The 26,478-nt window shown below is 44.6% G+C and carries 14 protein-coding genes; 3 read left to right on the forward strand and 11 right to left on the reverse strand.

Going from position 1 to position 26,478, the window contains the following annotated elements:
- Positions 1-1,680: calcium-binding protein (locus QUB39_RS26090; protein ID WP_445299488.1), on the forward strand; the 1,680-nt coding region annotated here is incomplete at its 5' end.
- A gap of 501 nt (positions 1,681-2,181) precedes the next feature.
- Here the strand turns inward: QUB39_RS26090 and QUB39_RS26095 are convergent.
- The 11 genes from QUB39_RS26095 to QUB39_RS26145 form a co-directional block, all read right to left on the reverse strand.
- Positions 2,182-4,272 carry a hypothetical protein gene (locus QUB39_RS26095; protein WP_333209591.1) on the reverse strand — a complete coding sequence of 697 codons (2,091 nt, stop codon included), beginning with the start codon at positions 4,270-4,272 and terminating at the stop codon, positions 2,182-2,184.
- A gap of 2 nt (positions 4,273-4,274) precedes the next feature.
- Entirely contained in the window at positions 4,275-6,665 is a 2,391-nt protein-coding gene (locus tag QUB39_RS26100; protein ID WP_333209593.1) for a hypothetical protein, read from the reverse strand.
- A gap of 24 nt (positions 6,666-6,689) precedes the next feature.
- Positions 6,690-8,231, reverse strand: coding sequence for a hypothetical protein (locus QUB39_RS26105; RefSeq protein ID WP_333209596.1), 1,542 nt, complete (start codon positions 8,229-8,231; stop codon positions 6,690-6,692).
- A 10-nt stretch (positions 8,232-8,241) separates the two neighbouring features.
- Complete coding sequence (locus tag QUB39_RS26110; protein ID WP_333209598.1) at positions 8,242-11,589, reverse strand: AAA domain-containing protein; 3,348 nt, start codon at positions 11,587-11,589, stop codon at positions 8,242-8,244.
- Positions 11,589-12,986, reverse strand: a complete 1,398-nt coding sequence (locus QUB39_RS26115) for a serine/threonine-protein kinase (RefSeq protein ID WP_333209600.1) — start codon at positions 12,984-12,986, stop codon at positions 11,589-11,591. Before QUB39_RS26115 ends, QUB39_RS26110 begins: the two co-directional genes overlap by 1 nt.
- Positions 12,983-13,729 (reverse strand): PP2C family serine/threonine-protein phosphatase, encoded by a 747-nt coding sequence (locus QUB39_RS26120; protein WP_333209602.1) that lies wholly within the window; start codon positions 13,727-13,729, stop codon positions 12,983-12,985. Before QUB39_RS26120 ends, QUB39_RS26115 begins: the two co-directional genes overlap by 4 nt.
- On the reverse strand, positions 13,729-14,418 hold the full coding sequence (locus QUB39_RS26125) for a VWA domain-containing protein (protein ID WP_333152681.1): 690 nt from the start codon (positions 14,416-14,418) through the stop codon (positions 13,729-13,731). The genes QUB39_RS26120 and QUB39_RS26125 overlap by 1 nt, the downstream gene beginning before the upstream one ends.
- A 474-nt stretch (positions 14,419-14,892) precedes the next feature.
- On the reverse strand, positions 14,893-15,597 hold the full coding sequence (locus QUB39_RS26130) for a rhomboid family intramembrane serine protease (protein ID WP_333209604.1): 705 nt from the start codon (positions 15,595-15,597) through the stop codon (positions 14,893-14,895).
- 735 nt (positions 15,598-16,332) lie between these two features.
- Entirely contained in the window at positions 16,333-17,430 is a 1,098-nt protein-coding gene (locus tag QUB39_RS26135; RefSeq protein WP_333209606.1) for a DJ-1/PfpI/YhbO family deglycase/protease, read from the reverse strand.
- A gap of 136 nt (positions 17,431-17,566) precedes the next feature.
- On the reverse strand, positions 17,567-18,325 hold the full coding sequence (locus QUB39_RS26140; RefSeq protein WP_333055281.1) for an SDR family oxidoreductase: 759 nt from the start codon (positions 18,323-18,325) through the stop codon (positions 17,567-17,569).
- Between the two features lie 398 nt (positions 18,326-18,723).
- Entirely contained in the window at positions 18,724-22,563 is a 3,840-nt protein-coding gene (locus QUB39_RS26145; protein ID WP_333055282.1) for a PAS domain S-box protein, read from the reverse strand.
- 266 nt (positions 22,564-22,829) lie between these two features.
- On the opposite strand from QUB39_RS26145, the gene QUB39_RS26150 reads away from it, so the two are divergent.
- Positions 22,830-25,004, forward strand: coding sequence for an EAL domain-containing protein (locus QUB39_RS26150; RefSeq protein WP_333259996.1), 2,175 nt, complete (start codon positions 22,830-22,832; stop codon positions 25,002-25,004).
- Positions 25,005-25,182: 178 nt separating this feature from the next.
- Entirely contained in the window at positions 25,183-26,127 is a 945-nt protein-coding gene (locus QUB39_RS26155; RefSeq protein ID WP_333055284.1) for an NAD(P)-dependent alcohol dehydrogenase, read from the forward strand.
- Positions 26,128-26,478 lie beyond the last annotated feature (351 nt).

The raw sequence follows: 26,478 nt of genomic DNA on the forward strand, positions 1-26,478 counted from the left end.
ACTCCAACACCAGCGACCACAACTCCAACACCAGCGACCACAACTCCAACACCAGCGACCACAACTCCAACACCAGCGACCACAACTCCAACACCAGCGACCACAACTCCAACACCAGCGACCACAACTCCAACACCAGCGACCACAACTCCAACACCAGCGACCACAACTCCAACACCAGCGACCACAACTCCAACACCAGCGACCACAACTCCAACACCAGCAGGCACAACAACGAACCCCACAACGGGTACAACAACTAACCCCATAACAGGCACAACAACGAACCCCACAACGGATCCATTGCCGGTACAGGTTCCGGGTACGAGTCCGAGTCCGAGTCCGAGTCCGACTGCGGGCGGGACAACCCCAAGTCCGAGTCCTTCGATCGTCCCCACTCCCACTGCTGCGCCCCCAACTCCTCCGCCTTTGGGCGGCGGGCCGACTCCGCCGAGTTTTACATCTCCGACTCCTAACCAGCCGCCGATCGTGGAAGCGGGCAAGACGGTGACTGGTTTGCAGAATTTGCCTCTGTCTCTGAGCATTTCGGCGCCTAGCGACCCGGAGGGCCAGCCGCTGTCGATCGCGGTAGTCGGACTTCCCAATCCTACTTTTGGTCAGGTAATTACGGGTACGAACCCAGTCACCGTGAACCAAAAGTTAACCGTTCAGGATTTACTTGGGCTGACATTTCAACCGGGAACAAACGCGATCGGGCAAGCCGGTTCTTTCAGCTACAGCGTAGCTGACGACCAAGGTGGCACCGCAGCAGCGTCAGTGGCAATTAACATCAATTCTTTCGATACCTCCGTAACTGTTCCAACTATTCTGTCGCCGATTGCTGTCGATGACGGCATCGTCTTTACCAATACGAATAATTTGCTGCCCACTTTCATCGACGTACTGGCGAACGATTCCAGTCCGCAAAAAGGGACACTCAGCATTATCAATGTCAGCACACCACAACTGGGCGTAGCTGTAAATCTTGTCTCTCAAGTGCAATTCATCCCCGGCAACGTAGCGGGTACAACTGCTTTCACCTACAGCGTCAGCGACGGATTCGGGACAGTTCCGGGCGTAGGTACTGTCACCGTTCAAATCTTGCCGGCTGATAGCGGGCCTAACAATTTAGTGGGGGGTTCTTTGCCGGACAATTTGGACGGTTTGTCGGGCAGCGATACTATTGATGGTCAAGGCGGCAACGATACGATTAACGGCGGTTTGGATAACGACGTGCTCGTAGGCGGCCTCGGCGCAGATACCATGACAGGGGGCGGCGGCAGCAATCAATTCCGCTATACCAGCCCTGCACAAGGTGGGCCGGCTTTTGATGCGTCTTCTTCGGCGGCGATCGAGGCTGCGATCGCAGCGGGCGGATACGATGTGATTACTGATTTTAGCGGTCTCGGTGTGCCGATCGCCGATCAGTTTAATTTTGCCCCCGGATTTGCGAATCTTAGCGGTAACACCCAAGTTCTGCTGAATGTGCAGACAACGGTTTCTGCAAATATTCTGGGAGGAAGTGCTTTCTTGTTTGCCTACGATTCCGGCGGCAATACTTACATCATTTATGACGGCAATGGCAATAACCTCACCGGCAGCGATTCTCGCATTTTGGCGAAGTTAAATGGTGTAACTGGGGTTTCTTCTCTTTCGGAATTTGACTTGACGTTTATCTAGGAAGATAAGAGGTTTTAAACCGCAGATTAACGCAGATAAACGCCGATTTTGTTGGCTTTATCTGCGTTAATTTGTGTTTATCTGTGGTGAAAACGTAAATCTGATTATCTTCAGAAAACAATTCCAGTAAAGGCCAGAGAATAGCGCCGAACTTTGAGAAATATCCGAGGTTTGAAACCGCAGATAAACGCAGATAAACGCAGATGTAACCCACCTTCGGCATCCTCTACTGTCACAATCGGTTTTTTCGGAATTTTGAGAACAAATTAAGTTACGTTTTAGACAACGTACAAGGAAATCAGGCGTTGCTTAATCAGGGTATGAAAAAAATAAGTTGAAAATCCAGAAGCTTTGTGGATACTGGTTTCTATGACTTGCATATTTAGCCTTTCATACCGTAAATCAGCAACGCCGGAAATCCTTGTGACCATCGCCAGTCCAAAATACTCACTCATCCCAAAATTCGTGGTGTGACACGATCGCGAGTGCCGAAGATGGGTTTCAACTACAAGCCCCACAGGCTGGACAGATAAAGCTTTTAGTATCTTTATCACTCCGACAAGGGATTGCTAATACGTTTCTACCGAAAATGCGCTCGACAGATCCTACTTGTTGATCGTACCATGAGTTAAGAATACCTGAATCAGAGAGTTTGATGTATGGGTAACGCTCGCTACACTTGCCACAAATTCGCATTCCCCACTCCGTTCCGCAATCCCTGCCACTCTTACAATCACAACGGAAGCACTGGCTATCTAGAGGCTCAAGGCGATCGCTTTTCTTGTAACAGGTTGGACAAGTTAACAAGGGCTTAAATCGTTCTTCTGTTCGAGCCGGGAAGTTATCCAGAGTCTGTAATTCAAGTAGTTCTCCTTTAGCTTTCGGTCCATGAGCTTTAGCTTGATTAATTAGTTGTGAGAGACGATTTTCAAAATCCACCTGTTCTTCAGGTTTAGGTGAACAAAGTAATTTATAATGTCGTCCTTCCTGAATAATCCATGAATTTTGTTCCAGCAGTGACGCAGGTATTTTCTCCTCAATTGTGAAAGGATAGATTTGACAGTATTGGCTATAGAGCCACCATTGGATAGCACGAGCAATACGCTCAACACTGAGAATATCTAGTGGGCTAACAGGTAATACAGCCAATGGCTTTTTTAAACTATTAATTTCTTGTTGAAGTAACTGAGGTAACTTCTGTCGCTCATCCTCAGTTCCTGGATACAGAATTATTACTGTGCCGTTCGGATTTTCAGAACAAGCGGAACGAAATTCGTCAATAATAGGATTAATTACATTTGCATCTTCTGTAGCAGTTAAGGGGAGCATTAATGGAATTAATTTCAGATGTTGAATTTTGTCTGCTTCCAATAAAATAGTTCCATCATGCTGCCAGCTCAAAGTTATGCTACCTCTTGGGCTGTTGAATTGAATCGAGCTACCCAATTGCAAATCAGACAGATCATCAACCTCAAATCCTATCCCTCGATCATCTGTTCCGTTACCTGTTAAAGCACGGCTAACTAGAAGTAAACAGAAAGCTTCAAACCCCTTAAAGCCTTGTTTATAGGTTTCAAATATCTGTTGGGGAGTCTGTGTGTGGTCACGCTTCCAGGGCATCCAAGCTTGCCACAACTTGTCCACATAGCGGTAATGCTGATCGTTGATCAGAATATTAGTTCGTTTGAGGGTATTGCCAACAGTTGCCTGTTTGGGGATAGCACGATATAACTCCGTATCTAGCAATCCTCGTAGCTTGTATTGCAACTGTTTCAATAGTTTGAGTGTCTTTTCCGCTGTTTTCAGGGCAGTTCCGGCTTGAAACTGATCGCCCCAAAGGCTACAAATTCGGATTCGGTTTCGCCAATGAATTTTTTGAGTGTCTTTAGAGAAGTCATCTGCTTGCTCTAACTCTCTTTGAAGAGCCTTCACTTCGATAATTCGTTTCTGGAGGTATTCCAGCAGATGATCGATTAATCGAGCGGTAACTTTGTTTTCATAAATATCTAATAGGTCTTCTCGGATCAGACATAAAACTCTCTTCGGACGTATATTCCGAAACGTTCGTTTCTCCCAGTCTTCTGTATGAGCCGACAAAAACTCTGTAGCATGGGGCGAAATTCTTTGCACGCGGGAGACAGGTAATCTGTCGGTTTCCATCTTGAGATAAGTTCTTGGACGATGACAAATTTCCTCAATATGTCCAATATGTCTCTCCAGAAGTTCCTCTAATGTTTGGGGATGAATAGTTTTTTCAGTATCATGCACCAGTGGCGATGTCTTTACCCACTCCTTCCATAAATTACCTGAGAGTTCATCGAGCGTTTTAGCAAAAAAGCCAAGGCTTTCCAACAACAAATCAGAAGGAATCTGCCAATTAGGGAAAGATTGTTCCTTTCTACTTTCATCTAACACTATTATTGAACAGCGTTTCCCAGTATCAGGAAAAACATATAGTCTGGATTGCGGTGAGATGGGGACAGCATTGATTGTAGCTGTTTCTGTTTCAGTATGAATCTGCCATTGACCCAACAATAACCGAGTCGGCATTTCTTTACGAGTCTGTCCAGTTAAGCGATTGTAAAACTGCATAATTAATATGTTCCTCGCTCAAGCCGCTGCAACTCCGATTGCAGAAGGTTCAATGACTTGACTGGTTTCTCTGTACCTAGTTCAGACCAGAAAGTTTCTATCGTTTTCTTAAGTTCGGTCAGATCTTCTGATTGGATGTCATGGCGATCGCGCACTTTTCGCAAAATCTTAGTTGCCAGAATGTGGTCTGTCGCTTCAGTTAGGGAACCTCCTGCCGCAATCACAACCGGGATGTAATCATTAATTTGACGTTGTAGTCGATTTCCCCAACCAATTTTGAATTTACTTTCCAATCTCTTAGATAGGTTGTCATTCAGAAAGTCGAATGCTTTAGTAGCTTGACTCTGATGTTGTGTCTTAGCTTCCTTGAAAGCAGTTGTCAGTCCCTTATAAGAGATGGGATATCTTCGTGAAAGTTGAGGAATATCAAAGCTTTCCTGACTGCGTTCAAGTTCCATCACATGAGCGCGATCGTAAGTTTTATCGGCAAATTCTAAAGTAGTTTCATCCTGGTTTGCCGTTCCAACGAACCAGACGTTGGGTGGAATGATAAGTGTGTCCTTCTTCTTGAAAAGTTTTGGTGAGGGGCGTTCTAAATCGGTATTTAATATTAGTTCAGGGGCCTTCTGTTCTAATTTGGAAAGAAAGTCGGCAAAATACTGTTCTGGGCGAGAGAGATTCATTTCATCTAGGATGATGATATAAATTTGATCGCGGAATTCGGGACACTGAGCCTCGTACAAAGCTGTGAGAAACTCTGTTTCATAGAATTTCCCTTCAAAAGAGTTGTAGTAGCCAATTAAATCCTGGCGATCACGCCATCCTGCTTGTACTTCAACCAGTTTATAGTTCTTTCCTCCTTGCAGTCCTAATGCACCTGCGAAGGCAATGGGGAGACTGGTTTTACCCGTGCCACTGATACCTTGTAGGATGTGGAGTTTACTCATCGCAATCCCACCCAAGAATGCTCGGATGTCCTGTTCTGAGTAGTACAACAGCTTATCCTTCTCTAAGGAAGATTTAGCAATATGATAACGAAGGTCTTTAGCAAACTGTGCAAGATCAATTGATTCCTGTGAAAGTGGGGGAGCAATTTGCAACTTCTCATCTTTGTCCAGTTGGACACATTTCTCAAAGGGGCTACGCTCTTTAGATTGAGCGATCGCATCATTGACGTTTTCCCTTAACTCTTTCAGCACTGCTCGAAGACGATTATTGCTAGCTTCTAAAGCTTCCTTTTCATCCCGCAACGTTTCTAAATTAAGAACGGCGATGCGATTAGTGGCTGCTGAACGCTCTAATTGCTGTACTTTTTCGCTGAGTCGAAAACCTTCTGCTTCCCACTGTTCTTTCTGAACCTCCAAATCTTCCAAGCGTCTCGCAGCAGCTTCTGTGGGACGTTCAGATAATTTTTCCTCTAATTCATTATTCCGTCGGTGCAAGTCTTCTAACTCAGCCAAAATCTCTTCGGGATTACGGTCTTTAAAAAGCCTATTGGCATCAACCAAGTTGGCATACTTGGTTGCTAATTGCTTCAATCTCTGCTCAGAATTTTTGTACAGTTTCTCTCGAATGGCTATATCAATTTCTAATTCCGCAACTTTTGCGGCTGCACGTTGCTCTACTTTTTCTTCAAAATATTGCCGCTCTTCATCCAGTAACTCACGGTCAATTTCTAACCTGTTTTGCTCCTTCCTCAATGATTTGCGCTCTGCAATTAGTTGTTGCCGCTCTTGCTCAAATTCCTGTCTTTCTGTAAAAATCTTCTGCTCAAATTCAGCATACTTCTGACCAATTTCTTCTGTCAGTTGTTGCTGGATCTCGACCTTCTGACTAAGAGCTTGCGCGATCTCTTGGCTGACTTGTGCAATCTGTTGTTCCAATTGGGATAGGGCAACTCGATTTTGGGTCAGAAATCCGGCTGTTGCATTAGCTTCGCGTTCTTGAAATTGGCGCTCTTGTTGGTTTACCTCTGCCAGTTGTCGATTCAGTTGCTCTCGATCCTTTCCTAAGAGTTTAGATGCTTCCGTCAATTTCTGCTTCTGGTCTTCTAAATCAGTCTGCTTAACGTGTAACTCTTGTTTCTGGCTCTCAAGTTGCTGACTTTCCAATTCCAGGCGCTTGGTAGCTAAATCAAAAATTTTTGCTTTGTCCCCAAGCTGCTTAAGGTCAAAACTCTCTGGAGGGGATGAGCCTAATGTTTCTAAATCCTCTTGCGTAAGCTGTTCTGAAGCCTGGGCAGATAAGGTATTAATCTGCTCATTAGAGAAGTCTATTTTTTCGGAGTTTGATGTTTTTCTTCCCGCATTAGTATCACTTTTTCCATTGCCTCCATGGTTTTTAACTCCGGTTTGATTTTGATTACCTGAAAATGCTTTTTTACTGCGACCCATATTAATCCTCAGAAATATAAATTTTTACGGTTGATAAGACAGTTGCAATGTTCCAGCGACTAACCTGTACACGGTATCGATTTGTCGTGCCAAGTCTGCTAATTTGCGTGGTTGAGTATCACCCCTCTGATTTGAGCTATGTGCGGCAGCATTACGCTTTTCTGCTAACTCATCCAGCAGATCCAGTAGATCGGGGTATTGTTGAGCAGCAAGTCGGAGTGGATGTGTGGAGTTATCTGGAGTAGCAAGTAGTGTAGCTAGCATGAGGGCACGTAACGAACCATGTCCATAATCTGCGGCTTTGCGGATTAAATTGCGATCGACACTCAGTAATCCGGGAGGCAAAGGCTGTCTGAAACCAGCATTTTCTGCATAATCATTCAGGGGTTGACGATTCAACTCTCTGCGCTCACTCAATCTATCGGCTTTTCCTTTGGTAGGATAATCCTGCTGAAGCATTTTCAACAGTCTTTCAGCCACCTTCTGCGATTTAGTCAAAATATCCTCCAATTTGCCGAGCAGAATTTTACAATCTGTCACTTCCTCCGCCTCAATATATAATCGCTCAAGGGCGACAATATCATCAAATAACTCCTCCCATTTTCTAATTGCAGGAGTTAATTTATCCTCAACCTGTAAACAGGCTTCCCGATCGGCCAGGATTAGCCAATCATCAAGGCTATTGAATTGCTCCTTTCGTTGGTCGCCCAGCATATTAAGCAAAAAATTCTCTAATCCCTGAATTGTTTGATTTTTTCGGTGTTTCTCTAACTTGCGGAGTAACCAGGGGCTATCTCCTAAGCCAAACGGATCATAAACTTTCCAGACATTCCCACTTGAAATATCTTCAGGTACATAGATACAAGTTGCCAGCCATAGATCGGTTGGTTCCTCATTAATAAAACTTACGCGATCGAGAGTCGGAAGTTTCTCAAAAACCCAGGTATCATCATCATCATTGTCGTCTTTGATACGACTGACATTTTTAAGAGTTCTTTCATGCTCTCGAACCGCCTTAATAATTTCATTTGGAGAAGGTTGCCGTTCGATCGTATTTTTGACTTCCGGCATAAAAGCCCATTGATAATTTGGCTTACCTGTTGTACCGAGGATTAATTCTGGAAACCCTGAATCATTGAGGCGGACATCAGCGTACTCTTCGCGCTCTGCAAAGCGTGGAAATAAGTCACCTGTCCACGGATCTTGGAAGATAAACCCAGCAGTAACATCCTGGACGATAGAAGTTTCGTCTTCCAGCACTTTTTTCCCCTTTTGAGTAAGGTTTCCACGTGAGTCAACGTAATATCGATCGGCAAGTTGAGAGATGATGAGGGCTGTTAGATCTTTGCCAATATTAAGGTGATGACCAATTTTAGCAGCTTCAGTGATGCCGGCGCGACACATTCCCAAAACTGCTTTTTCTAAGATGTTGACTTTACGAGATGAGACACGGGGCGCCACAACTCGATACATACGAACGGGATACAGCAAATATTGTCGCTGACTCCAACGGGCCTTGGGTGAATGATTGTAATAGAGAACAGAAGTATCATTGCGGAAAGGCATGGCAGTTGTCCTAAAAAACTTTTCCGTGAGGTGTTTTACAGAGTTCATAAAAGGCAATTAATTCACGAATTGCCTGACGTTCGTTTTCTGGTCGATCGGCTTCGGCTCTGACCATCTCCAAGTCACCTGTAGCAATCAGCAACCGCTGTTGTCGGCTCATGGCCACGCAAAGACGATTCTCCAACAGTAAAAAGCCATATTTCCGGCGATAAGTTTCTGGGCGATCGGGTGTTGCTCGAATATTGTTACTGCGGGTCACAGAGAGAAACACGACATCGAATTCTTTGCCCTGAAAGGCGTCAACAGTGCCAATTCTCAATCGCTCAACGAGTTTACCATCATGATTTGTTGTTTCTCGCCATGCTGAAGCAACCTGATAGTTACCGTCATCTGTAACTTCTGCTAATTCCAGCTTGCAAAGTTGGTGCCAGAGTTCTGTCACCTGGGCTCTGTAAAAGGCAATCACCCCAAATGTCAGACGAGAGTCGTGTTCAATGAGGCGTTTTAGTTCTTCTGCAATCCGTCTGGCTTCTACAGGACGAGACTTACTCTGTCCTTTGGTTTCACTTCCTAAATTGAGGGGGACATTAATCCAGGCAGCGACCTTATCTTGATAACCAGGGAGCTCGTGAAAGAATTCCTTTTCTGGTCTACCAGCCTTAATGGGAGGCTCTCCATGATATTCGTAGAAGGTGCGGCTAACAAAATTACCCAAGATTGGGTGCATCCGGTATTGAGTATCCAGCGTCACGGTGCGCTTAATGCCATCCCGTTTTTCCCATTCCTGCAACTGTTTGAATAGCCGCTCAAACAAGCTTTTCTTCAGGGCATCTTGAGTTGTCTGGTTCGATGAATTCAGTTGACGTTCGAGATCTTCTTCCAGAATATGGGGTAGCTGGCGATGGTCGCCGACTAAAATAATCCGTCGTTCTGCCTTAGCCATTGGAATAAATAAGTCTAGGGGATTGGCCCTGGCTGCCTCATCAATAATGACTGTCTCAAAAACACTATCAACATTTCCAGTTGTGGACTCCATTTCTTTGCCTACTGCCTGCTGACAAGTAGCTGCCAAAACAACGGTGTAATTTCGCAGCATTTGCCGGACGCCATTAGGATCGCTTCTCAAGTCGTTCAGGTATTCTTCTACAACAGCTTCGACTCCAGACTGGGATTGACGCACTTGCTCTGTTAGTGCATCTCGCACTTGTTCTAATAGAGATTCGATCTCAGGATTGGCAACAGGTGCGGTTATTGAATCATTTGCTGTAGGAGTAAGTCGATCTAAAAGTCTGATTTGGAGGGCTGCCAAATCATTGAGAAAAGGAGGCTCACCAGGAAACTCGAAATTATCCCAATCGGCTGCTGTTTCTAGAAGGAGGCGGTCGCCATCCGATAACAAATTTAATGATTCAAGGCGACGCAGAGTTTTGTATGCAGCAGTCGGCCCGTCATCTGAGAATGAAATTGGTTCAATACGGAGCGATTGGATTGCTTGAATTGCTAATTCTCTAACTTCGTTATTGATTGAATAATTGGTGAAATTTCCTAATGTAATGGTACGGCTTTGTTCTAAGAGACGATCGCTAATTTCTCCAGAAATCCTAGTTTTTGTCAAATTGTAAATGTCTTCTAGCAATTTTGCTGTTTGCTGCAAATTTCCTGGAGTTAGTACATAACCCGTGACGAGATTTTGTACCTGACGCAACAAAGCTGTCTCTGGCAGTTCAGACCAACTAGCCCGTTCAGCTTCAAGTGCCTCAATTCGCTCTCTACGCCAGCGATCGACATTATCTGGGGCATCGCTACGACTAGATTTACCTCCAACCCGAACTGCCGGAAGCCCAAATATGACGGTTCGTTCTGCCACATTTTCAACTGCATCATGCTGGTAACTGGTTAGGAGCAAACGATGGGAAACTGTGCCATTTCTGTTCTTTTCAATTTCAGACAGACAGGCTTGAATCGCAGTAATAACTTTGGTTTTACCTGTTCCTGGTGGGCCTTGAATTAAAGCAATATCGGGCGTATTAATAGCGACCCGCAGTGCCTCTTCCTGACGGGGAGTGGGGGAACCATGAAAAGCTTCCCTTACGGTTTTATCTGGTAGCTTATGCTGGCGATAATTTGAAAGGGGAATTTTTTGATCTTGTAAGATCAGCCCCAGTTGAGGCATAGGGCAGGTTGCTGTTCGGATCAGCTCTTCAGCACGTTTACGCCGATTTAAGCGGGGGCGATCGCCTTGAAGAGAAACATACAGAAATCCGTTTGGCGGTGGAGAGAGCAATTCATCTGGATTAGATGGGCGGATGTCCAGAGTCAGATTTTGAGGATCAATATCACTGATTTGTCCAAAAAACAGCTTCTGGCTGCTAGCAACACTTTCTAAACTGCTCAAATCAGGTTCTCGATCGCTCGCTTCCAGAGAAAACTCAGATCGATCGCTCCATCCCTGCAACCTTTCCTGCAAATTCGCCTTTTTTTCAAGGTGGAAGCGATGATCGCCCGACGCTAACATTTTTTCAGAGGAATAAGCGATCCAGCCAACCTCATTTGCTTTTTGGACGATCGCCTTTTCCTCCAATTCGTTATATTCCCGCCATAAGGACAGATAAGTATCTGCATTGCTGGTAAGTGCGTCTAGTTCTGTTTTGATGCTTTCTCGTAGTGTCCCGGCGATCGACATATCACAGAACGACATTGGTGCTTCTAATAAAATTAGAGGGCGCTGCTGACTAGCATCTTTTGGCGATCGTGATTTCGCGACTCGCTCAACCCGCAAACGACTGTCATGAGTCCGCACATCAACTGTAATCCTGTTGCCGCATAGCTGGAATGAGTTTTCCAGTCCATCCTGGTAGTTTTTACCAGTTCGCATTAATATTCGTGCTTTTGGGCTTTCACTTGCTGGAGGTAGAAGGAGTTCACGAGTCAGCCACTCAATGATTTTATCAACTGGCTCGGAAGGGTTGAGATGCCGATTACGAATCTCTTTAATAATTTTTTCATCAACACCAAACTGCATTTCATTGGGGATGTAGAGCTTACCCGGAAACTCATGCACTTTAATGGAAAGTTGATTGGGGGACTGTTGTTTCGGACGGATTTCCAGCAACCAGCATAAGGTTGGTAGATTACGTTCAAGAATGCCTTCTAACTCGGTCTGGTTCTGTTGGTCTTTACCTTGAATATTCCAAATATCTGACCCATGACCCAGAAGAATGTCATTGCCGATCTCATCTCTGTGTAGGAAAACTTCATTCTTGATGGATAGGAGTTCTTGACCATCAAATGAGGTGCGATCGCTCCGTTCAACTTCAATGGTGTGGATGCGTCCACTTTGAATATCGCTGACTCTCATTATGATTGTTCTCCAGAGACAAACCTGAATGTTGCAAGACGGTGTGGGCGATCGGTAGGGGCAAAATGTAGCAGCCACGTATAGGGTCGATCGTTGGCTGGAAATCGTTTCCATCCATCCTGCACTTCTACAACCGTTCGTTGTTCGCCATCAAAAGACGACAGCCAGAAACATTGCTTATTGAGACTGCGAACACGAACGTTAGTTCTTTCGATTTGGAGTTCGATCGCAGGAGTATGGTGATCCGCTCCTCTTCTGCCATTAATAATTCGATTCGTAAGGATTAACGGTTGGCATTCTGTCAGTGCCAGAGCCGCCAAAATTTTATGCTTTGAGAGAAACCTTTGACATTCTCTCACATCTGGCAGCGATTCCCATCGTTTGATTAGCAGTTGCATCAGAAGTGGACGAGGGTAGTCACACCAGGGACAACATTGTTGATCTGCGTAGTAGGTGCTACCGCAATCGGGACACTGCACTGTGAAGTCTGCTGCCGAATACAAATCCTCAACCCATTGACTAATTCCTGGTCGTTTTACTGGTTCTCGTAACCCCTCACTAAAGCAGCGCCGGCACAGTTCCTTTAATTTGGGAGATAACACGCTCTCTCTGGGAAAGCCGTGATGCGTGGCATTGCTTTGGTCGCTTGGATCGTCCACCCAGGGCAAACAACCTTGTAACGCTTTTTCTTCTAACTCTGGTTCACCATCCAAAACCAAATCCCCCATTAAAGGATGAATTAAGCAGAGTGTTTGAAAGGCAATGACGGCAAAAGCATGAGCATCCGTTAAGGTATTAACCCCAGATTTTTCCAAAACTAATTCTGGCGCACCATAACCAGGTGTATATAAACGTTGTGTAGATGAGGAGCCTTCGTAATGAAGGTTATCTGCATCAATCAAACGAATTTCGTGGCCATCTAAATCAGTGGAGACGAAAATATTGTTAGGTGATGGATCGCTGTAAACTAACCCTTTACCATGTAGTTGAGCAAGAACTTCAGCGCAACCTGCTAGTAACAGTAGGCGACGACGCAATCCTCCACCGCTCAAATACCACTCTGCCAGATGGTCGAGATCGCGAGGAGGATTACTCAGCCGTGATATGGGAACCATTCCCGTAATGAGTTCCATTACATATCCCAGGTAAGGTGCTTGGAGCATTTGCAGGGGTCTGGCGATCGCCAGACCCCGTAGCTCAGGCATTAGACGGATATTCTGCAACTGTCCTCGGAGCAACTCACGCCGACTGTTGCTAGAGCTATTAAATAGGATTTTGATCGCTCGTTTGCCGCCTTTTGCGGAGTATACTGCTCCCTGTCCACCCTCGCCCAATTTTCGCTCTAGCTCGTAGGCTTGCCCGCATTCATCAGTAATCCGTTTGCCTTCAAGATTCATTTGTATTCATCCTCTGCTTGCTTGCGCCAGATCACTGCCAGGGTTTTGTCGTCCAGGTGGTTGGGAGTAGCCCAATTTCTGAGCTCCCGATGTAAAGCGTGTCGGCGAGCCGTCGGAGCCATTGACCCAAACTCAGTAACTAGGGTATGAATGAAATCTCCAGTGCGATCGGCTACTAAATCATCAGCAATACCATCCGTCGCCAGTAATACTGCTGCATTGGGTGATAAGGCTGGTTTTGTAATTACTGTCCAATCCTTGGTTGTTTTGGCAATGCCAAGCCCAGTAGTCTGGTTGGTAAATCCCTGGCGTTCACCTTGCAGAATTTCCAGGCTGCCATCAGCATTCCGAATTGCAGCAATACCATCCCCTAGCTGAGCGATCGTTAATTCACCTGAAGGCAATACTGCGACAAAAAGACAGGTTGCTGCGCTGTCCTCTTCTTTCTGGGGTAGGACACGCAATCCCCAGAAAAGATGAACTAAACGGAGCAGGGTTGCAGCAGGTGCGTTCTCAGACTTCGCCCAAGGCTTCAAGGCATCCCTGACAGCTCGGCAAGCCATTTGTGCTCCTATCCGAGCATTCGGTTTTGACCCCATCCCATCACTGATGACAATGGCTGTGCCAAATGCACCAGACATTCCCATCCAGGCATCCTCATTCGGGCGACTCTGTTGGATGTGCGATCGCCCTCGGACTGATGCTCCAAACCATTCTAAACCAGGCTGAGGTGGAGTTAACATCAGAAGTCCAAAAGTTCTTCAAGATTATCGAAGTCAATTGGAGAAACGCTATTGGGATTAACACTTCTAGAGCGACTGGAAACCGTTACTGTGACCCAGCGGAAAAATTGTTGAATTCTAGTTTCGTCGGCCCGAAATACCGGAATTTCGGGATGTTGCCCAATGAGAAATGCCTTGAGCGTTTCTTCATCTGCATCAGGACCGATACCCATTGCAAAGCGTAAAGCCCTAGAAGCCCGGTCTGAATTTAACAACTGTTCGAGAGGTTTTTTCCAGTTATCGTCCAGGCGTCCCCGCTCATCAGTGGGCTGTCCATCAGAGATTAAGATGAGATTGGGGTGGTAAGAGCGACTGGGAATTTCTGTTCTGTTTTCCAGAAACCGAGTCGCTAGTTCAAATGCCGCACCCATCGGGGTTGGTCCTTTCGCCTCCATATCTGTCCACTGGATCTGGGAGGCTGGTTGTAGTGTCTGGTGAAAGTTGGCTCCATCTCCACCGAATGTAATGACAGCGACATGAATCTCGGCCCGTGCATCCTGTTCCGAGGCAAAAATTGCGATCATTTCCGCGATCGCTCGGTTCAGGGCTGCCAATTTGCCATAGGCTGTCATACTGCCACTGACATCTGCCAGGATAATAACGGGCATCATTCTGGCAGTGGCGATGGAAAAATCTCTGAGGTTGCTCATAATCAATATAAATTCTGATAAGTTATTTTAATGTGCTGCATTACACCTGTCAATAAACCTCCAAAATATAGGGTTCTATAATTTTTTCTTCCCTTAACTCAAGCTCCTCGCAGGATTTCTTCCGCCTGTACAGCGGGTCTTTGAGCATTTTTGACTGGCGATCGCCCAAATAATTTTCTTGTACGTTGTATAAAAGGTAACTTGGTTGGTTCTAAAATTTCCTAAAAAACCGATTCTGACAGTAGAGGGTGCGGGATGTGGGATGTAAGAGTTGGCACTTTATCTGCGTTAATTTGCGTTCATCTGCGGTGAAAAATAAACTCCTAATCTTCAGAAAACAATGCCAACAAAGAGCCAAGCATAGCACCGAGCTTTGAGAAAAATCAGAGGTTTGAAACTGCAAATAAACGCAGATAAACGCAAATTTTGTTAGCAGTTTATCTGCGTTTATTTGCGTTCAACGGCGGTGAAAAATCAAATCCGATTATCTTCAGAAAAAAGTCCCAACAAAGGGCCGAGAATAGCGCCGAAAACAAAGCCGCCAGCGTGGGCCCAGTAGGCAACTCCCCCGGATTCCATGCCGACACTTGCCGGGGCATTCAAGGAAGCCAAGCCGCTCAATGCTTGCTGTGCAAACCAAAATCCTAGAAAGAAGAAAGCTGGGACTCTGACAGTGGTAATAAAGATTCCCAAGGGCAGCAGTGTCAGGACTTTGGCTTGGGGATATCTGAGAATGTAAGCTCCCATCACGCCTGCGATCGCGCCGCTAGCACCCAGGGACGGAATGGCAGATGCGGAGGAAAAAAACCACTGAGTTAGTGATGCTAAAACGCCGCAAGTAAGGTAAAATATTATAAATTTGACGTGTCCTAAACGCTCTTCTACGTTGTTGCCAAAAATCCACAAAAATAACATATTTCCGGCAATGTGGAGAAAGCCTGCGTGCAGGAATTGGGAGCTAATTAGTGTCGTCCATTCGGGAAATGGCGAAACTGGCAGAGCAACCCGACACATATTGCTTAACTGGCAAGGAATTACGGCCCAAGAGTAGAAAAATTCGGTTAATTGTCGATCGCCCAAACTGAGTTCGTACAAAAATACTAATATGTTTGCGGCAATCAGCCCGTAGGTGACGTAGGGAGTGATATTAATGGGATTTTCATCGCGTAAGGGAACCACAGCCTTTTTTTCCTCATCAAAATATTGGCAACACAGTAGCGCATTTATAGCCCAGGTGTCTCCTGTCTAAAGGAAGAGGGAACAAGCCAATCGATTTTAGATTTTAGATTTTAGATTTTGGATTTAAAGAATTGAAGATTTAAAGAATTGAAGAAAGCGACCTCATATCATTTCCGGTCGAGGGAACGCGATTGTTGTAGGGGCGGGTTCACCAACAATACCTGCCAATAATTGACAATCTCAAAAACCCGCCCCGACCGGGATACTAGGGTTATACCACTTCTCCAAAATCATGCAACAGTTATGAGTAAGGTGCGTCGCTGTAAGATAGTCGCTTTTTTTGATAATTTAAGGGTAGCGACGCACCCTACAGCTACTGTTGCATGATTTTTTATAATTAGTATTAATCCATCGGACATGATATTACGGAGGTATCCGGGGGCTGCTTATCGGATACTATATTTTTTATTTGTACACGGATGAATCCGGGGGCTTGTACCGCCGCCGGATGCCGCAAGCTTCCTTCAAACCCCCCGTGTCCCGGTGAAATAATAATAAAACCCATTGAATAAAACCCTCCACCTTGCAGTTAGTTGAATATCTGCTTTTTAGTGTTGGGTTTTATTTTACCGCAAAGGCGTATATTGTAGGATTGCAGAGGAAGTTTGTAGTTGCGATATTGGTACTGGTTTTCACATTTCAACCAAACTACAAACTTATTTATCCCCTTGCTGATTACATTTTTACAGCAGGGCTAGTCGAAGGTTTAGGCGACTTGATTTCCTGGGAAACTGCACGGGCGCGGAAGAGTTTAGCAACGACTTGTTCACACTTAGACAAATCCGATTCTATTTCTGTAAAAATGGCCGTTGATACAGGATCTGTGAACTTCACCCGCAAGTTGTTGATATCGACAACACCGGTTTGCAAATCACCGAGAGTGCTCCGCATTAAGAACGTTTCATCGCTTCCTTGCATCGAAGCTTTTAATTTAGCGTACTTGTCAGCAATTTGGGCAGGAATTGAGGGTTTTTCACCAAAATCGTTGAGGCGACTTTCGAGAGCGATGATGTGGTGCTGTTTGTTTTGAATCATTTCTCTCAAGAGCGATCGCAAATCGCTGTCTTGGGTTTTTTCCGCATAATGTTCAAAGGCTTCGCAAGCATAGCGTTCCCCTGCGAGGGCGGTATTCAAACCTTTAACAATGTCGCCTTGTGTAGAACCTCCCCAACCATTAGCTAATTTCCACCATTCTGCATTTGTATCAGTTTCTTCTGGCAAACCGACTGCTTTTCCGCCGTAACCGAGGCGAGCCATAATGGCGGTAGTAAATATTGCTAAATCTCCCGGTTGGCGGGAAGTGATCAAGTTGCCGTCAACTACTAAAGCTTCGTTAATGTAGTTAGCTCCGGCATTGATCATGTCTGTTTTAATTGCCAAGAAACCAGTCGCATTTTTGCCTTTCAGCAAGTCGGCTTCAATCAAAACTTGCGGGCCGTGGCAAACAGCAGCGACGATTTTTCCTTGCTCAAATGCTTCTCGTACAAACCTGACTGTGTTGGGATTAGTCCGCATTGTATCTGGAGCCATGCCGCCGGGAATTATCACTGCATCGAATTCTGCGGGCACTGCTTCAGTGGTAGTTCCGTCAGCTTGCTGAGCAACTTTTCCTTGTTTCCCTGCATACTTTTCGTTTGTCCGCGAACCGAGGACAACTACATCAAAATTTGCTTGTTTTAAGGCGTTGTAAGGAACTAGGAATTCGGAATCTTCAACTCCATTTTCAATGAGTATGGCAACTCGTTTTGTGTTGCTACCGTTATGGGTTGTCATAATCAAATTTCCTCAGACTATCTTTGTTCTAAGCATAAATGATTTATGATGTTGTTAGCGTCTTGCTAAAGTGATAAATTAGTTAGTTTTAAAAGATGTCAGCGTGAGCCTTGAGAGGTATTTTACAGGAATTGTCTCAATGCACATAAGAGGCTCCGTTAATATCGATCGTAGTCCCGGTAGCGTGCGTAGCCAAACCGGATGCTAAAAACGCGATAACATTGGCAACATCTTGAGGAGGAGCGATTTTGCCGATCGGGATATCGCGAATAATATCAGCTTCACCGAACTCCTGAATAAACTGATTAGACATTTCTGTACTAACAAATCCCGGTGCAACTGTAAAAGCCAAAATATTATCAGCCGCAAACCCTCTAGCAATACTGCGAGTTAAAGCAACAATAGCACCTTTAGAAGCGGCGTAGTGCAGATAATTCGGGTCATCGCCGCGAAAAGCAGCGCGACTTGCTATATTAATAATTGTACCGACCCGGCGAGTTTGAAAATGCAGAATAGATTCCCGGCACAAATCGGCAACGGCAATTAAATTCACTTGTAGAGTTTGCTGCCAAGCTGAAGACCAAATATCGAACTCGTCCTCTATACCCGCTGACTGCATAATCCCCGCATTATTAACTAAAATATCAATATGGCCCCGCCATTTTAAAGCATCTCGCCACAAAGTCGAGGCCGCGTTTTCCACCATCAAATCTGCTGCCAATAAATAACAGCGATCGCGCGCAACACTTGCTGCCACCGCTTCAGCTTCTTCCTGACTGCGAAAGTAATGCAAAATCACCTCGGCCCCAGCATTAACCAGAGTCCGCACCGTCACTGCACCAATCCCTTTCGAGCCACCAGTTACTAAAATTACCTTTCCGGTTAAATCAATCATTTATGTCTCTCTTTTCTCTTTCTCTGTGACCAAGAATTTCTTGATGGTACCCGCCACGTGATTTATCCGTGGAATCAATCCAAAATCTAAAATCTAAAATCCTCAAGCCCCCGCATTTATCTCGCGCAAGTCAATCTAAAATCTAAAATCTAAAATCTAAAATCGATTGACCTCTGCGCCCTCTGCGGTTAATAAAAAAATAAATCCCCTTCACACACGAAATATAATTGCTCTATGATACAGCACATACCATCTAATGTGTATGCCATTTCCTCATGCTGATGGATATCTGCAATAGACCTCTCCAAAAACTTCCAAATCCTTTCCCCTGTTGGTTTCTATTAGAAATATAGCCACTGCTTACAGCACTATAGCTTCTTTGTCATTAAACTCGATAACTACAGTGGATTAGGCAGCAAAGGTCGAATGATCTCCATAATTCGATCGGAATTAAAATTATTGATATAATCAGTTAGTGTTTGGGACAAACTTGCTTTTGATTCGGGAATTTGTACGATTAATTCGTTCATAACTTCGGTATCGAGATAGTAAGCTGCTTGATACATTTGTTCTAACCACTGAGGGGACATCACGGATATATCTTCTACAGACAGCGTTTCAACTAATTGTTTTTGTGGAGTTGGTTCTACCACTTCGTAGATATATTGCACTCCCAAATATTTAGCGATTTTGTCAAAAAGTTCTCTCTGCTCAAATGGCTTGCTTATAAAGTCGTTACAGCCAGCCATGAGAACTTTCTCTCGATCTTCTTCAAAAACACTCGCAGTTAAAGCAATAATGACAGTTTCTTGGCTCTCAGGGCGTTCTCTAATATATTTAGTAGCTGTGTAGCCATCGACGATCGGCATTCGCAGATCCATCAGAATTAGGTGTGGCCGCCAACTCTGCCACAGTGAGAGTGCCTCCACTCCCTGTTTGGCTTCTCTCACCTCAAAACCAACCGAGGTAAGGATCTCGACTAACAAGCGGCGATTTTCTTCTAAATCTTCAACAATAAGAATGCGGTAACTCGGTTGTCCAGGAGCTAAACTAATTACTTTTTGATTAATTGATTCTGGGGGTAAGGATTCTGCTTGAGGTAACTGTACGCCAATCTCAAAGGAAAAAGTGCTACCTCGGTTCAAAATGCTTTTAACCCGAATCTGACCGCCCATAAGTTTGACGAGTTTTTGACTAATGGCTAAACCTAGCCCCGTGCCTTGACTCAAATTATTTCCAGCTTGGGCTTGCACAAAAACCTTAAATAATTTCTCAATTTCTGTGGGCGCAATTCCGACACCTGTATCCTCAACTTCAAAACATAGGTGACAGGATGTTTTGTCTATTTGTGTTGTTCTTACCCGTAGGGTGATGCTTCCTTGATTGGTAAACTTAATCGCATTACCAAGCAGATTGACCAAGACTTGATAGAGTTTTTTCTCGTCACTATGCACAAATTGAGGAATGTCGGGTTCTCGATCGACAATTAGCTGCACTTCTTTAGATTGGACTTTAACTTGGAACATTTCTTCAATAGAAGTCAGCAAACTTGTCAAATCAAACTCAGAAGGATTGAGGGTCATCCGTCCGCTTTCTATTTTGGATAAATCTAAAATATCGTTAATCAAGTCCAATAAATGTCTACCGCTACGATTGACAATCTGTAAACGTTCTTGGAGAGAAGGAGTCAGATTTCTCTCATAGCTCATCAATTGCGTGAATCCCAAAATTGAGTTGAGGGGGGTGCGGAGTTCGTGGCTCATATTGGCGAGGAAGACAGTCTTGGCTTGGTTTGCTTCATTTGCCTGCTGAAATTCCAACTCAGCTTGTTTACGATCGCTAATGTCAATTAAATATCCCAAGATTTCTACTGGTGTACCTGAACCATCTCGAATTAGCCTAAGCTGAGCGAGCATCCAGCGATAAACCCCATCGGAGCGACTCAAACGGTATTCGTGGAAGTAAAAATCATTAACGAATAGATTTGCTAACCCATTAACCACTGGTTCTACATCATCTGGGTGTAAGTGATTCACCCAAAATTTAGAATCTTCTAAAAACTCCCTGCTTTCGTAGCCCAATACATCTTTGATATTTTCGCTGATGAACGTTGCTCCATAATCGCCAGCAGGTTTACTGCTAAAAATGACCACGGGGCTGTAGTTTAGAAGAAAGTTGAGGCGATTTGTGGTAGCTTGCAAGGCTTGCTCAGCCCGTTTTAGCTCTGTTGCGTCCTCCTGAACGGCAACATATACAGTTCCGTATTCAGGATGCTCAAACCTGGATGTATGAACTCTGCACCAAAAGAGAGTTCCATCTTTCTTTCTATTGTGGACTTCATATTTCGCTTCCCCGGCCTGTTCAATTTGAGTGACGATATCTAGAACGGTTACATCTGGTGTAACCTTTGTATCGACATAATTTAAGATACCAACGGATTGACCTGCGAGTTCGCCCTCTGTGTAGCCAAACATAGCGTCAAAGGTAGGATTGGTGTAGACTATCATGAGGTCTGAGGCTTTGATTAAACAAACTCCTCCTGCCATGTTATTCATGATAACGCTTTGAAGCTCTAGCGTTTTTTGAGCTTCTTTCCGAGCCGTAATGTCTTGGATTTGAGCAATAAAATGCAGTGGATTTCCCTGTCCATCTTGTACTAGCGAGCCATCAAGAAGAATCCAAATTATATGTCCTTGTTTATGGAAATACCGTTTTTCCATTTGGTAAGTGGAAATTGTTCCTGCTAATAGTTGATGTACATAACTAAGATCCGCCTCTAAATCGTCAGGATGGGTGATGTCTTGGAAAGTTAACGCTAACAACTCTTCTGAGGAGTAGCCAAGAATCTGACATAAGGCAGGATTGACTTTAATCCAGTGCCCATCAAGTGAAACGATCGCCATCCCGATAGAGGCATCTTCAAACGCATGGCGAAACTGCTCTTCACTGTTTCGTAAAGCCATCTCAATTTTTTGGCGATCGCTAATATCGCGCATAATAACAGTAAATACCGTTTCGTCTCTCATTTCGAGCTTAGAAATAGAGGCTTCAGCCGCAAACTGCGTTCCATCTCGACGACGACCCAAAATCTCGCTTCGTTCTCCCATCCTTCGCGCTCTGCTAGAAGACTGTGCAAATTGTTTGATATGCTGCGGGTGTGCATCTCTAAACTGTTCTGGTAGCAGTAAATTCAGTGGCTTCCCTAAAATATCCTCAATTTTATAGCCAAACATCATTTCTGCCCCATGATTAAACAGAGTAATGCGTTGAGTGCGATCGACTGAAATAATTGCATCATTGGCGATTTCTAGAATTCCTGCAAAACGAGCCTGCGATTTTTGTAAAGCATCTGTTCGTTCAGTCACAAGAATTTCTAAACTTTCGTTAAGTTTTTTAATTTCTTTTTCGGCTTGTTGGCGCTTGTAATCTATCTGGTTCAAAAAGCGAGCCGTCCCCAAAATGAGAATTGAGAACGTGAAAACCATAACAGTTGAACGCAATGTATAGCCAAAATTAGCGTTATACCAGCCTAACTTTTGTCCCTGAAGAGTGAACCAGTTCAGTGTCACTGGAAAGATCGTGGCCCAAGGCAGCAACCACCGAACCATGACTCCGCCAACTAGGGGACTGGTTACTACTTGCATTAATCCTTCCTTGGGGCGGAGCCATAAAATTCCTCCATAGAGGATGAAAAATGTGACGATCGCGTTTACGGGTTGAGTCGTCGTAATTGTGGCCAAACGTTCAAGAATATCGACATTGAATAGGTGTGCAAATAAAGCTAGTAGAGAAATTAAAGCTGCAACACTACTAAAAATCTGAGCCAACCAAGTAATTCGTTGGGATTTTTGCCCTAACAGTAGCAGTGCTACTCCCATCAGCACAAAATTTAGGGCGGTATTTATTCCCATTCTTCCCGGATAAGGAGTCGCTGAAGACACGAAATCTCGGAAAAGCCACTCATCAATACCCAGCTTCCAACCAAAAATATACTGGCTCAGCGTCAGCATACCGACGATCATTATCAATCCGGCCATCCCTTGAGCGATGCGATCGTGCAGTCTGGTTTTTTGGTACTGCAACAATCTCAAAGAAACTCCAGCCAGCAAAAAGCAAATTGCCGTGTTTGCTTTCATGGTCGAAGTCATACCGGGAAAACCGGTTTTGAGTAGGGAGATGTCAAATTGCCAACCCAACAGCACGAGACACCCGATCGCAATGACGAGTAGACTTGCCATTTGAGAACTCCGCTTGTTCATAAATCGGCTGCTTGGCTTGAAACAATGTTCTTCTAATGTTACGCGAAGCGAAGAAGGGCTACCACGGGGGGACTGCCCCTAGCTGAATAATTCATATTTTTTATGGTTGCGCCCCCTTGCCAGCCCAATATCTCCGGGTTCGCAGGATTTCTTTGTGGGTAAAATGACTCTTTTAACCGAATAATTAAACTATACTATTTGTGCATATGTTTATATTCCTCTAGCAGGAAACTAGGGAAATCAGTATGATTGTCGATAGAACTAGCGATAGAATTAGCGATCGAGCTACCAACTACCGAGGCAATATTTTAATTGTTGACGATCTGCCTGATAACCTGCGTCTGCTCAGGGATACTTTGAGGGCAGAGGGTTATAAAGTTCGTAGTGCCACGACAGGTGCAATGGCGCTCAGAGCCGCCCAATCGCCATCGACGGAGTTAATCTTACTAGATATTAAGTTGCCCGATCAAGATGGCTATGAAGTTTGCAGACAATTAAAATCTGACGAGCGCACCGCAGAGATTCCAATAATTTTTTTGAGTGCGCTCAATGAAACTTTTAATAAGGTGCAAGGGCTGGCTGCTGGAGGAGTTGATTATATTTCTAAACCATTTCAAGTCGAAGAAGTATTAGCTCGTGTCGAAACCCACCTAACTATCGGAAGGCTGCAACAAAAACTCCAACAGCAGAATTTACGTCTCTTGATAGAAATTGAAGAACGGCAACGTCTCGAAGAGTCTCTCTTTGCCGAAAAGGAATTGGCTCAAGTGACACTGCAATCCATTGGCGATGGGGTTATTACTACTGATGCCCAAGGTAATGTGAGATATTTCAACCCTATAGCTGAGCGACTGACAGGCTGGAAAAATCATGAGGTTCAAGGAGTTCATTTCTCGACAGTCTTTCTAATTGTCGATCAAGTAACGCGAGAGCCAGTAGAGAATCCTATAAACAAGGCTCTATTAGAAGAGCGAATTGTGACCTTAGCTAGCAATACTATTCTGATTGCCCATGATGGAACCGAGTATCCAATTGCTGACTCGGCAGCACCGATTCGAGACCGCCAAGGTCAAATTATCGGGGCAGTCATGGTCTTTCATGATGTTACGGAATCGCGCTATCTCACCCGTCAACTCTCTTGGGAAGAGAATCACGATGCCCTGACGGGGTTAATCAACCGTCGAAGATTTGAGCAGCACCTAGTTGATGCGATCGCCTCTGTTAAACATAGCAATCACCAGCACGCTCTCTGTTATTTAGATTTAGATCAATTCAAAGTCGTTAACGATACCGTAGGTCATATTGCTGGCGATGAGCTACTGCGCCAAATCACCGCGCTTATTCAACAGGGAGTCCGTGCTCATGATATGCTGGCTCGCTTGGGAGGTGATGAATTTGGTATTTTGCTCACTCAATGTTCGCTCTCTCAAGCAACTCAAATTGCGGAAAACCTCAAAAACCTAGTGCATCAGTTTCGGTTTATTTGGAATGGCCAAACCTTTATCATCGGAGTCAGCATTGGAGTTGTTGCTATTGACCAAACCAGCCAAAATTTGATGGAGCTTCTGGGAGCGGCTGATGCAGCTTGTTATGCCGCCAAAGCCAGAGGCCGCAACTGTGTTCATATTTATAGTCTAGATGATAGCGAGCTAATTAAACAACGTGGTGAGAGACAGTTGATTTCCAAAATTACCCAGGCGCTGGAAACAAATCGTTTTTGTCTCTACTACCAAAAGATTGTCTCTATTACTTCTAAACCATTAGTAGAGCATTATGAGATTTTGCTCAGAATGCTGGACGAAAATGGAAAAATAGTATCTCCTAATGAGTTTATTCCCGCCGCTGAGCGTTACGGATTGATAACAGAGATAGATTGTTGGGTAATCGAAACTTTATTCTCTAATTATCACAAATTGCCGGAGAAAGATGTTCTTTCTCAAGGCTTGTATACGATAAACCTCTCTGGGGCTAGCATTAGTAACAATCAGTTTATGAGGTTTTTAATAGAACAATTTTCTCGTTACAAAGTTCCCCCACAAACCATTGGTTTTGAAATCACGGAAACGGCAGCGATCGCAAACTTTGAGCAAGCCAGATATTTCATGGGCGAACTCAAAAAGATTGGCTGTTGCTTTGCTTTAGATGATTTTGGCAGTGGGTTGAGTTCCTTTGCTTATCTAATGAATTTACCAGTGGATTATCTAAAAATTGATGGTGCTTTTGTCAAAAATATTAGTCATAATTTGATTTCTCAAGCGCTCGTTGAAGGGTTTAATGGTATTGCCCATGCGATGAATCTCGAAACTATAGCTGAGTTTGTCGAAGATGAGACTATCTTAGAAAAATTGCGGGAGATTGGAGTAGATTATGCTCAAGGTTATGGGATCGCCCGCCCTGTCCCTATTAACTTTAATCTCTAGCGATCGCACGATCGCCAGCGGGCCCATTGCCTCACGCCTGCCCCTTGTCTGGAGACATCCAAGAGTCGATCGCCCGCTGCTACAAGGCTAGCTCAATTTGCTGTGTCAGATTTAGATCGAATGTGCTGTAATTGTAAAGGATTGAATCTTCTATTGGAAATAAACCGGAAAATTTGCCATGAAAGCAGTTGCGTTCGATCGCTACGGTTCAGCCGAGGAATTGCAGTACCGAGAATTGTCCAAGCCGATCGCCAAATCCAACGAATTGTTAGTGCGAGTTCGCGCTAGCAGCGTCAATCCCGTAGACTGGAAAATCCGGAAAGGACACCTGCAACTATTAACAGGATTTAACTTTCCTCGAATAGTCGGTTCTGACATATCGGGAGTTGTCGTGGAAGTCGGCGGGGAAGTCACCAAATTTCAACCCGGAGATGAAGTTTATACTTTCTTAAATCCCATCAATGGGGGTGCTTGCGCCGAATACGCTGTCGTGCCAGAATCCGATGCAGCAATTAAACCGAAAAACATCACTCATGCAGAAGCAGCAGGAGTACCGATCGCAGGTTTAACTGCTTTGCAATCGCTCAGGGATTTGGGTGTAATTCAATCAGGAAACAAAGTATTGATTAACGGCGCTTCCGGCGGAGTTGGCACTTTTGCCGTGCAAGTTGCGAAAGCAATGAACGCGGAAGTAACGGGAGTTTGCAGTGCTAAAAATAGAGAATTTGTCAAGAGTTTGGGAGCGGATTTTGTTGTCGATTACGCGGAAGTTGACTTTACTCAACAGCCAGAAAAATATGATATAATTTTAGATGCGGTGGGGACAAGAACCTTTGCTGAATGCGAAAAAGTGCTGCAACCAGAGGGAGTTTATATCTCGACTTTGCCGATTTTAGACAATTTCGCACCGATGTTAACAAGCTGGTTTATATCGGGTAAAAAAGCTAAATTAATTGTCGCCAATGCCAACACCAGCGATTTAGGGGCTTTGCGGGAGTTAATAGAATCCGATAAAGTGGAGCCGATTGTCGATCGCACTTACAGCTTACAAGAAGTAGCAGCAGCCCACGCTTACAGCGAAACGGGCCGCGCGATCGGCAAAATTGCGATCGTGATTGAATAAAGAAGGCACGACACGGATTTTGACATGGATACACGGATTAATTATCGATCGTTCCTTCTACTGCTGATGTCAGAATAAAGAATGAAGAAGGAAGTCGGAGCAATTATGAAATAACTATTCTCAATTTCCAATTTCCAATTAATTACCACTTTCCAATTACCCCTTTCCTCTTCCCAATACCCCTTACCAATTACCAATTTCCTATGACTGTGCCCTCAGACTTGGAGACATCCGAACAAGGTTCCGACAACAACCTAGAACAAGTTAGCGAGGGAAATAGCATTGCACCCATCGCCGATGATTTAGAGGCTGTCAGTAACTTAGAAGACGAAGCAGTTAGCGAGGAAAATA

The sequence above is a fragment of the Microcoleus sp. AT8-B5 genome (assembly GCF_036705565.1).
Classification (GTDB): Bacteria; Cyanobacteriota; Cyanobacteriia; order Cyanobacteriales; family Microcoleaceae; genus Microcoleus.

Bases quoted from the DNA above. Each gene is read 5' to 3' on its own strand.
- QUB39_RS26095 (WP_333209591.1), bottom strand. From the start codon at position 4,272: ATGCAGTTTTACAATCGCTTAACTGGACAGACTCGTAAAGAAATGCCG.
- QUB39_RS26100 (WP_333209593.1), bottom strand. From the start codon at position 6,665: ATGGGTCGCAGTAAAAAAGCATTTTCAGGTAATCAAAATCAAACCGGA.
- QUB39_RS26105 (WP_333209596.1), bottom strand. From the start codon at position 8,231: ATGCCTTTCCGCAATGATACTTCTGTTCTCTATTACAATCATTCACCC.
- QUB39_RS26110 (WP_333209598.1), bottom strand. From the start codon at position 11,589: ATGAGAGTCAGCGATATTCAAAGTGGACGCATCCACACCATTGAAGTT.
- QUB39_RS26115 (WP_333209600.1), bottom strand. From the start codon at position 12,986: ATGAATCTTGAAGGCAAACGGATTACTGATGAATGCGGGCAAGCCTAC.
- QUB39_RS26120 (WP_333209602.1), bottom strand. From the start codon at position 13,729: ATGTTAACTCCACCTCAGCCTGGTTTAGAATGGTTTGGAGCATCAGTC.
- QUB39_RS26125 (WP_333152681.1), bottom strand. From the start codon at position 14,418: ATGAGCAACCTCAGAGATTTTTCCATCGCCACTGCCAGAATGATGCCC.
- QUB39_RS26135 (WP_333209606.1), bottom strand. From the start codon at position 17,430: ATGACAACCCATAACGGTAGCAACACAAAACGAGTTGCCATACTCATT.
- QUB39_RS26140 (WP_333055281.1), bottom strand. From the start codon at position 18,325: ATGATTGATTTAACCGGAAAGGTAATTTTAGTAACTGGTGGCTCGAAA.
- QUB39_RS26145 (WP_333055282.1), bottom strand. From the start codon at position 22,563: ATGGCAAGTCTACTCGTCATTGCGATCGGGTGTCTCGTGCTGTTGGGT.
- QUB39_RS26150 (WP_333259996.1), top strand. From the start codon at position 22,830: ATGATTGTCGATAGAACTAGCGATAGAATTAGCGATCGAGCTACCAAC.
- QUB39_RS26155 (WP_333055284.1), top strand. From the start codon at position 25,183: ATGAAAGCAGTTGCGTTCGATCGCTACGGTTCAGCCGAGGAATTGCAG.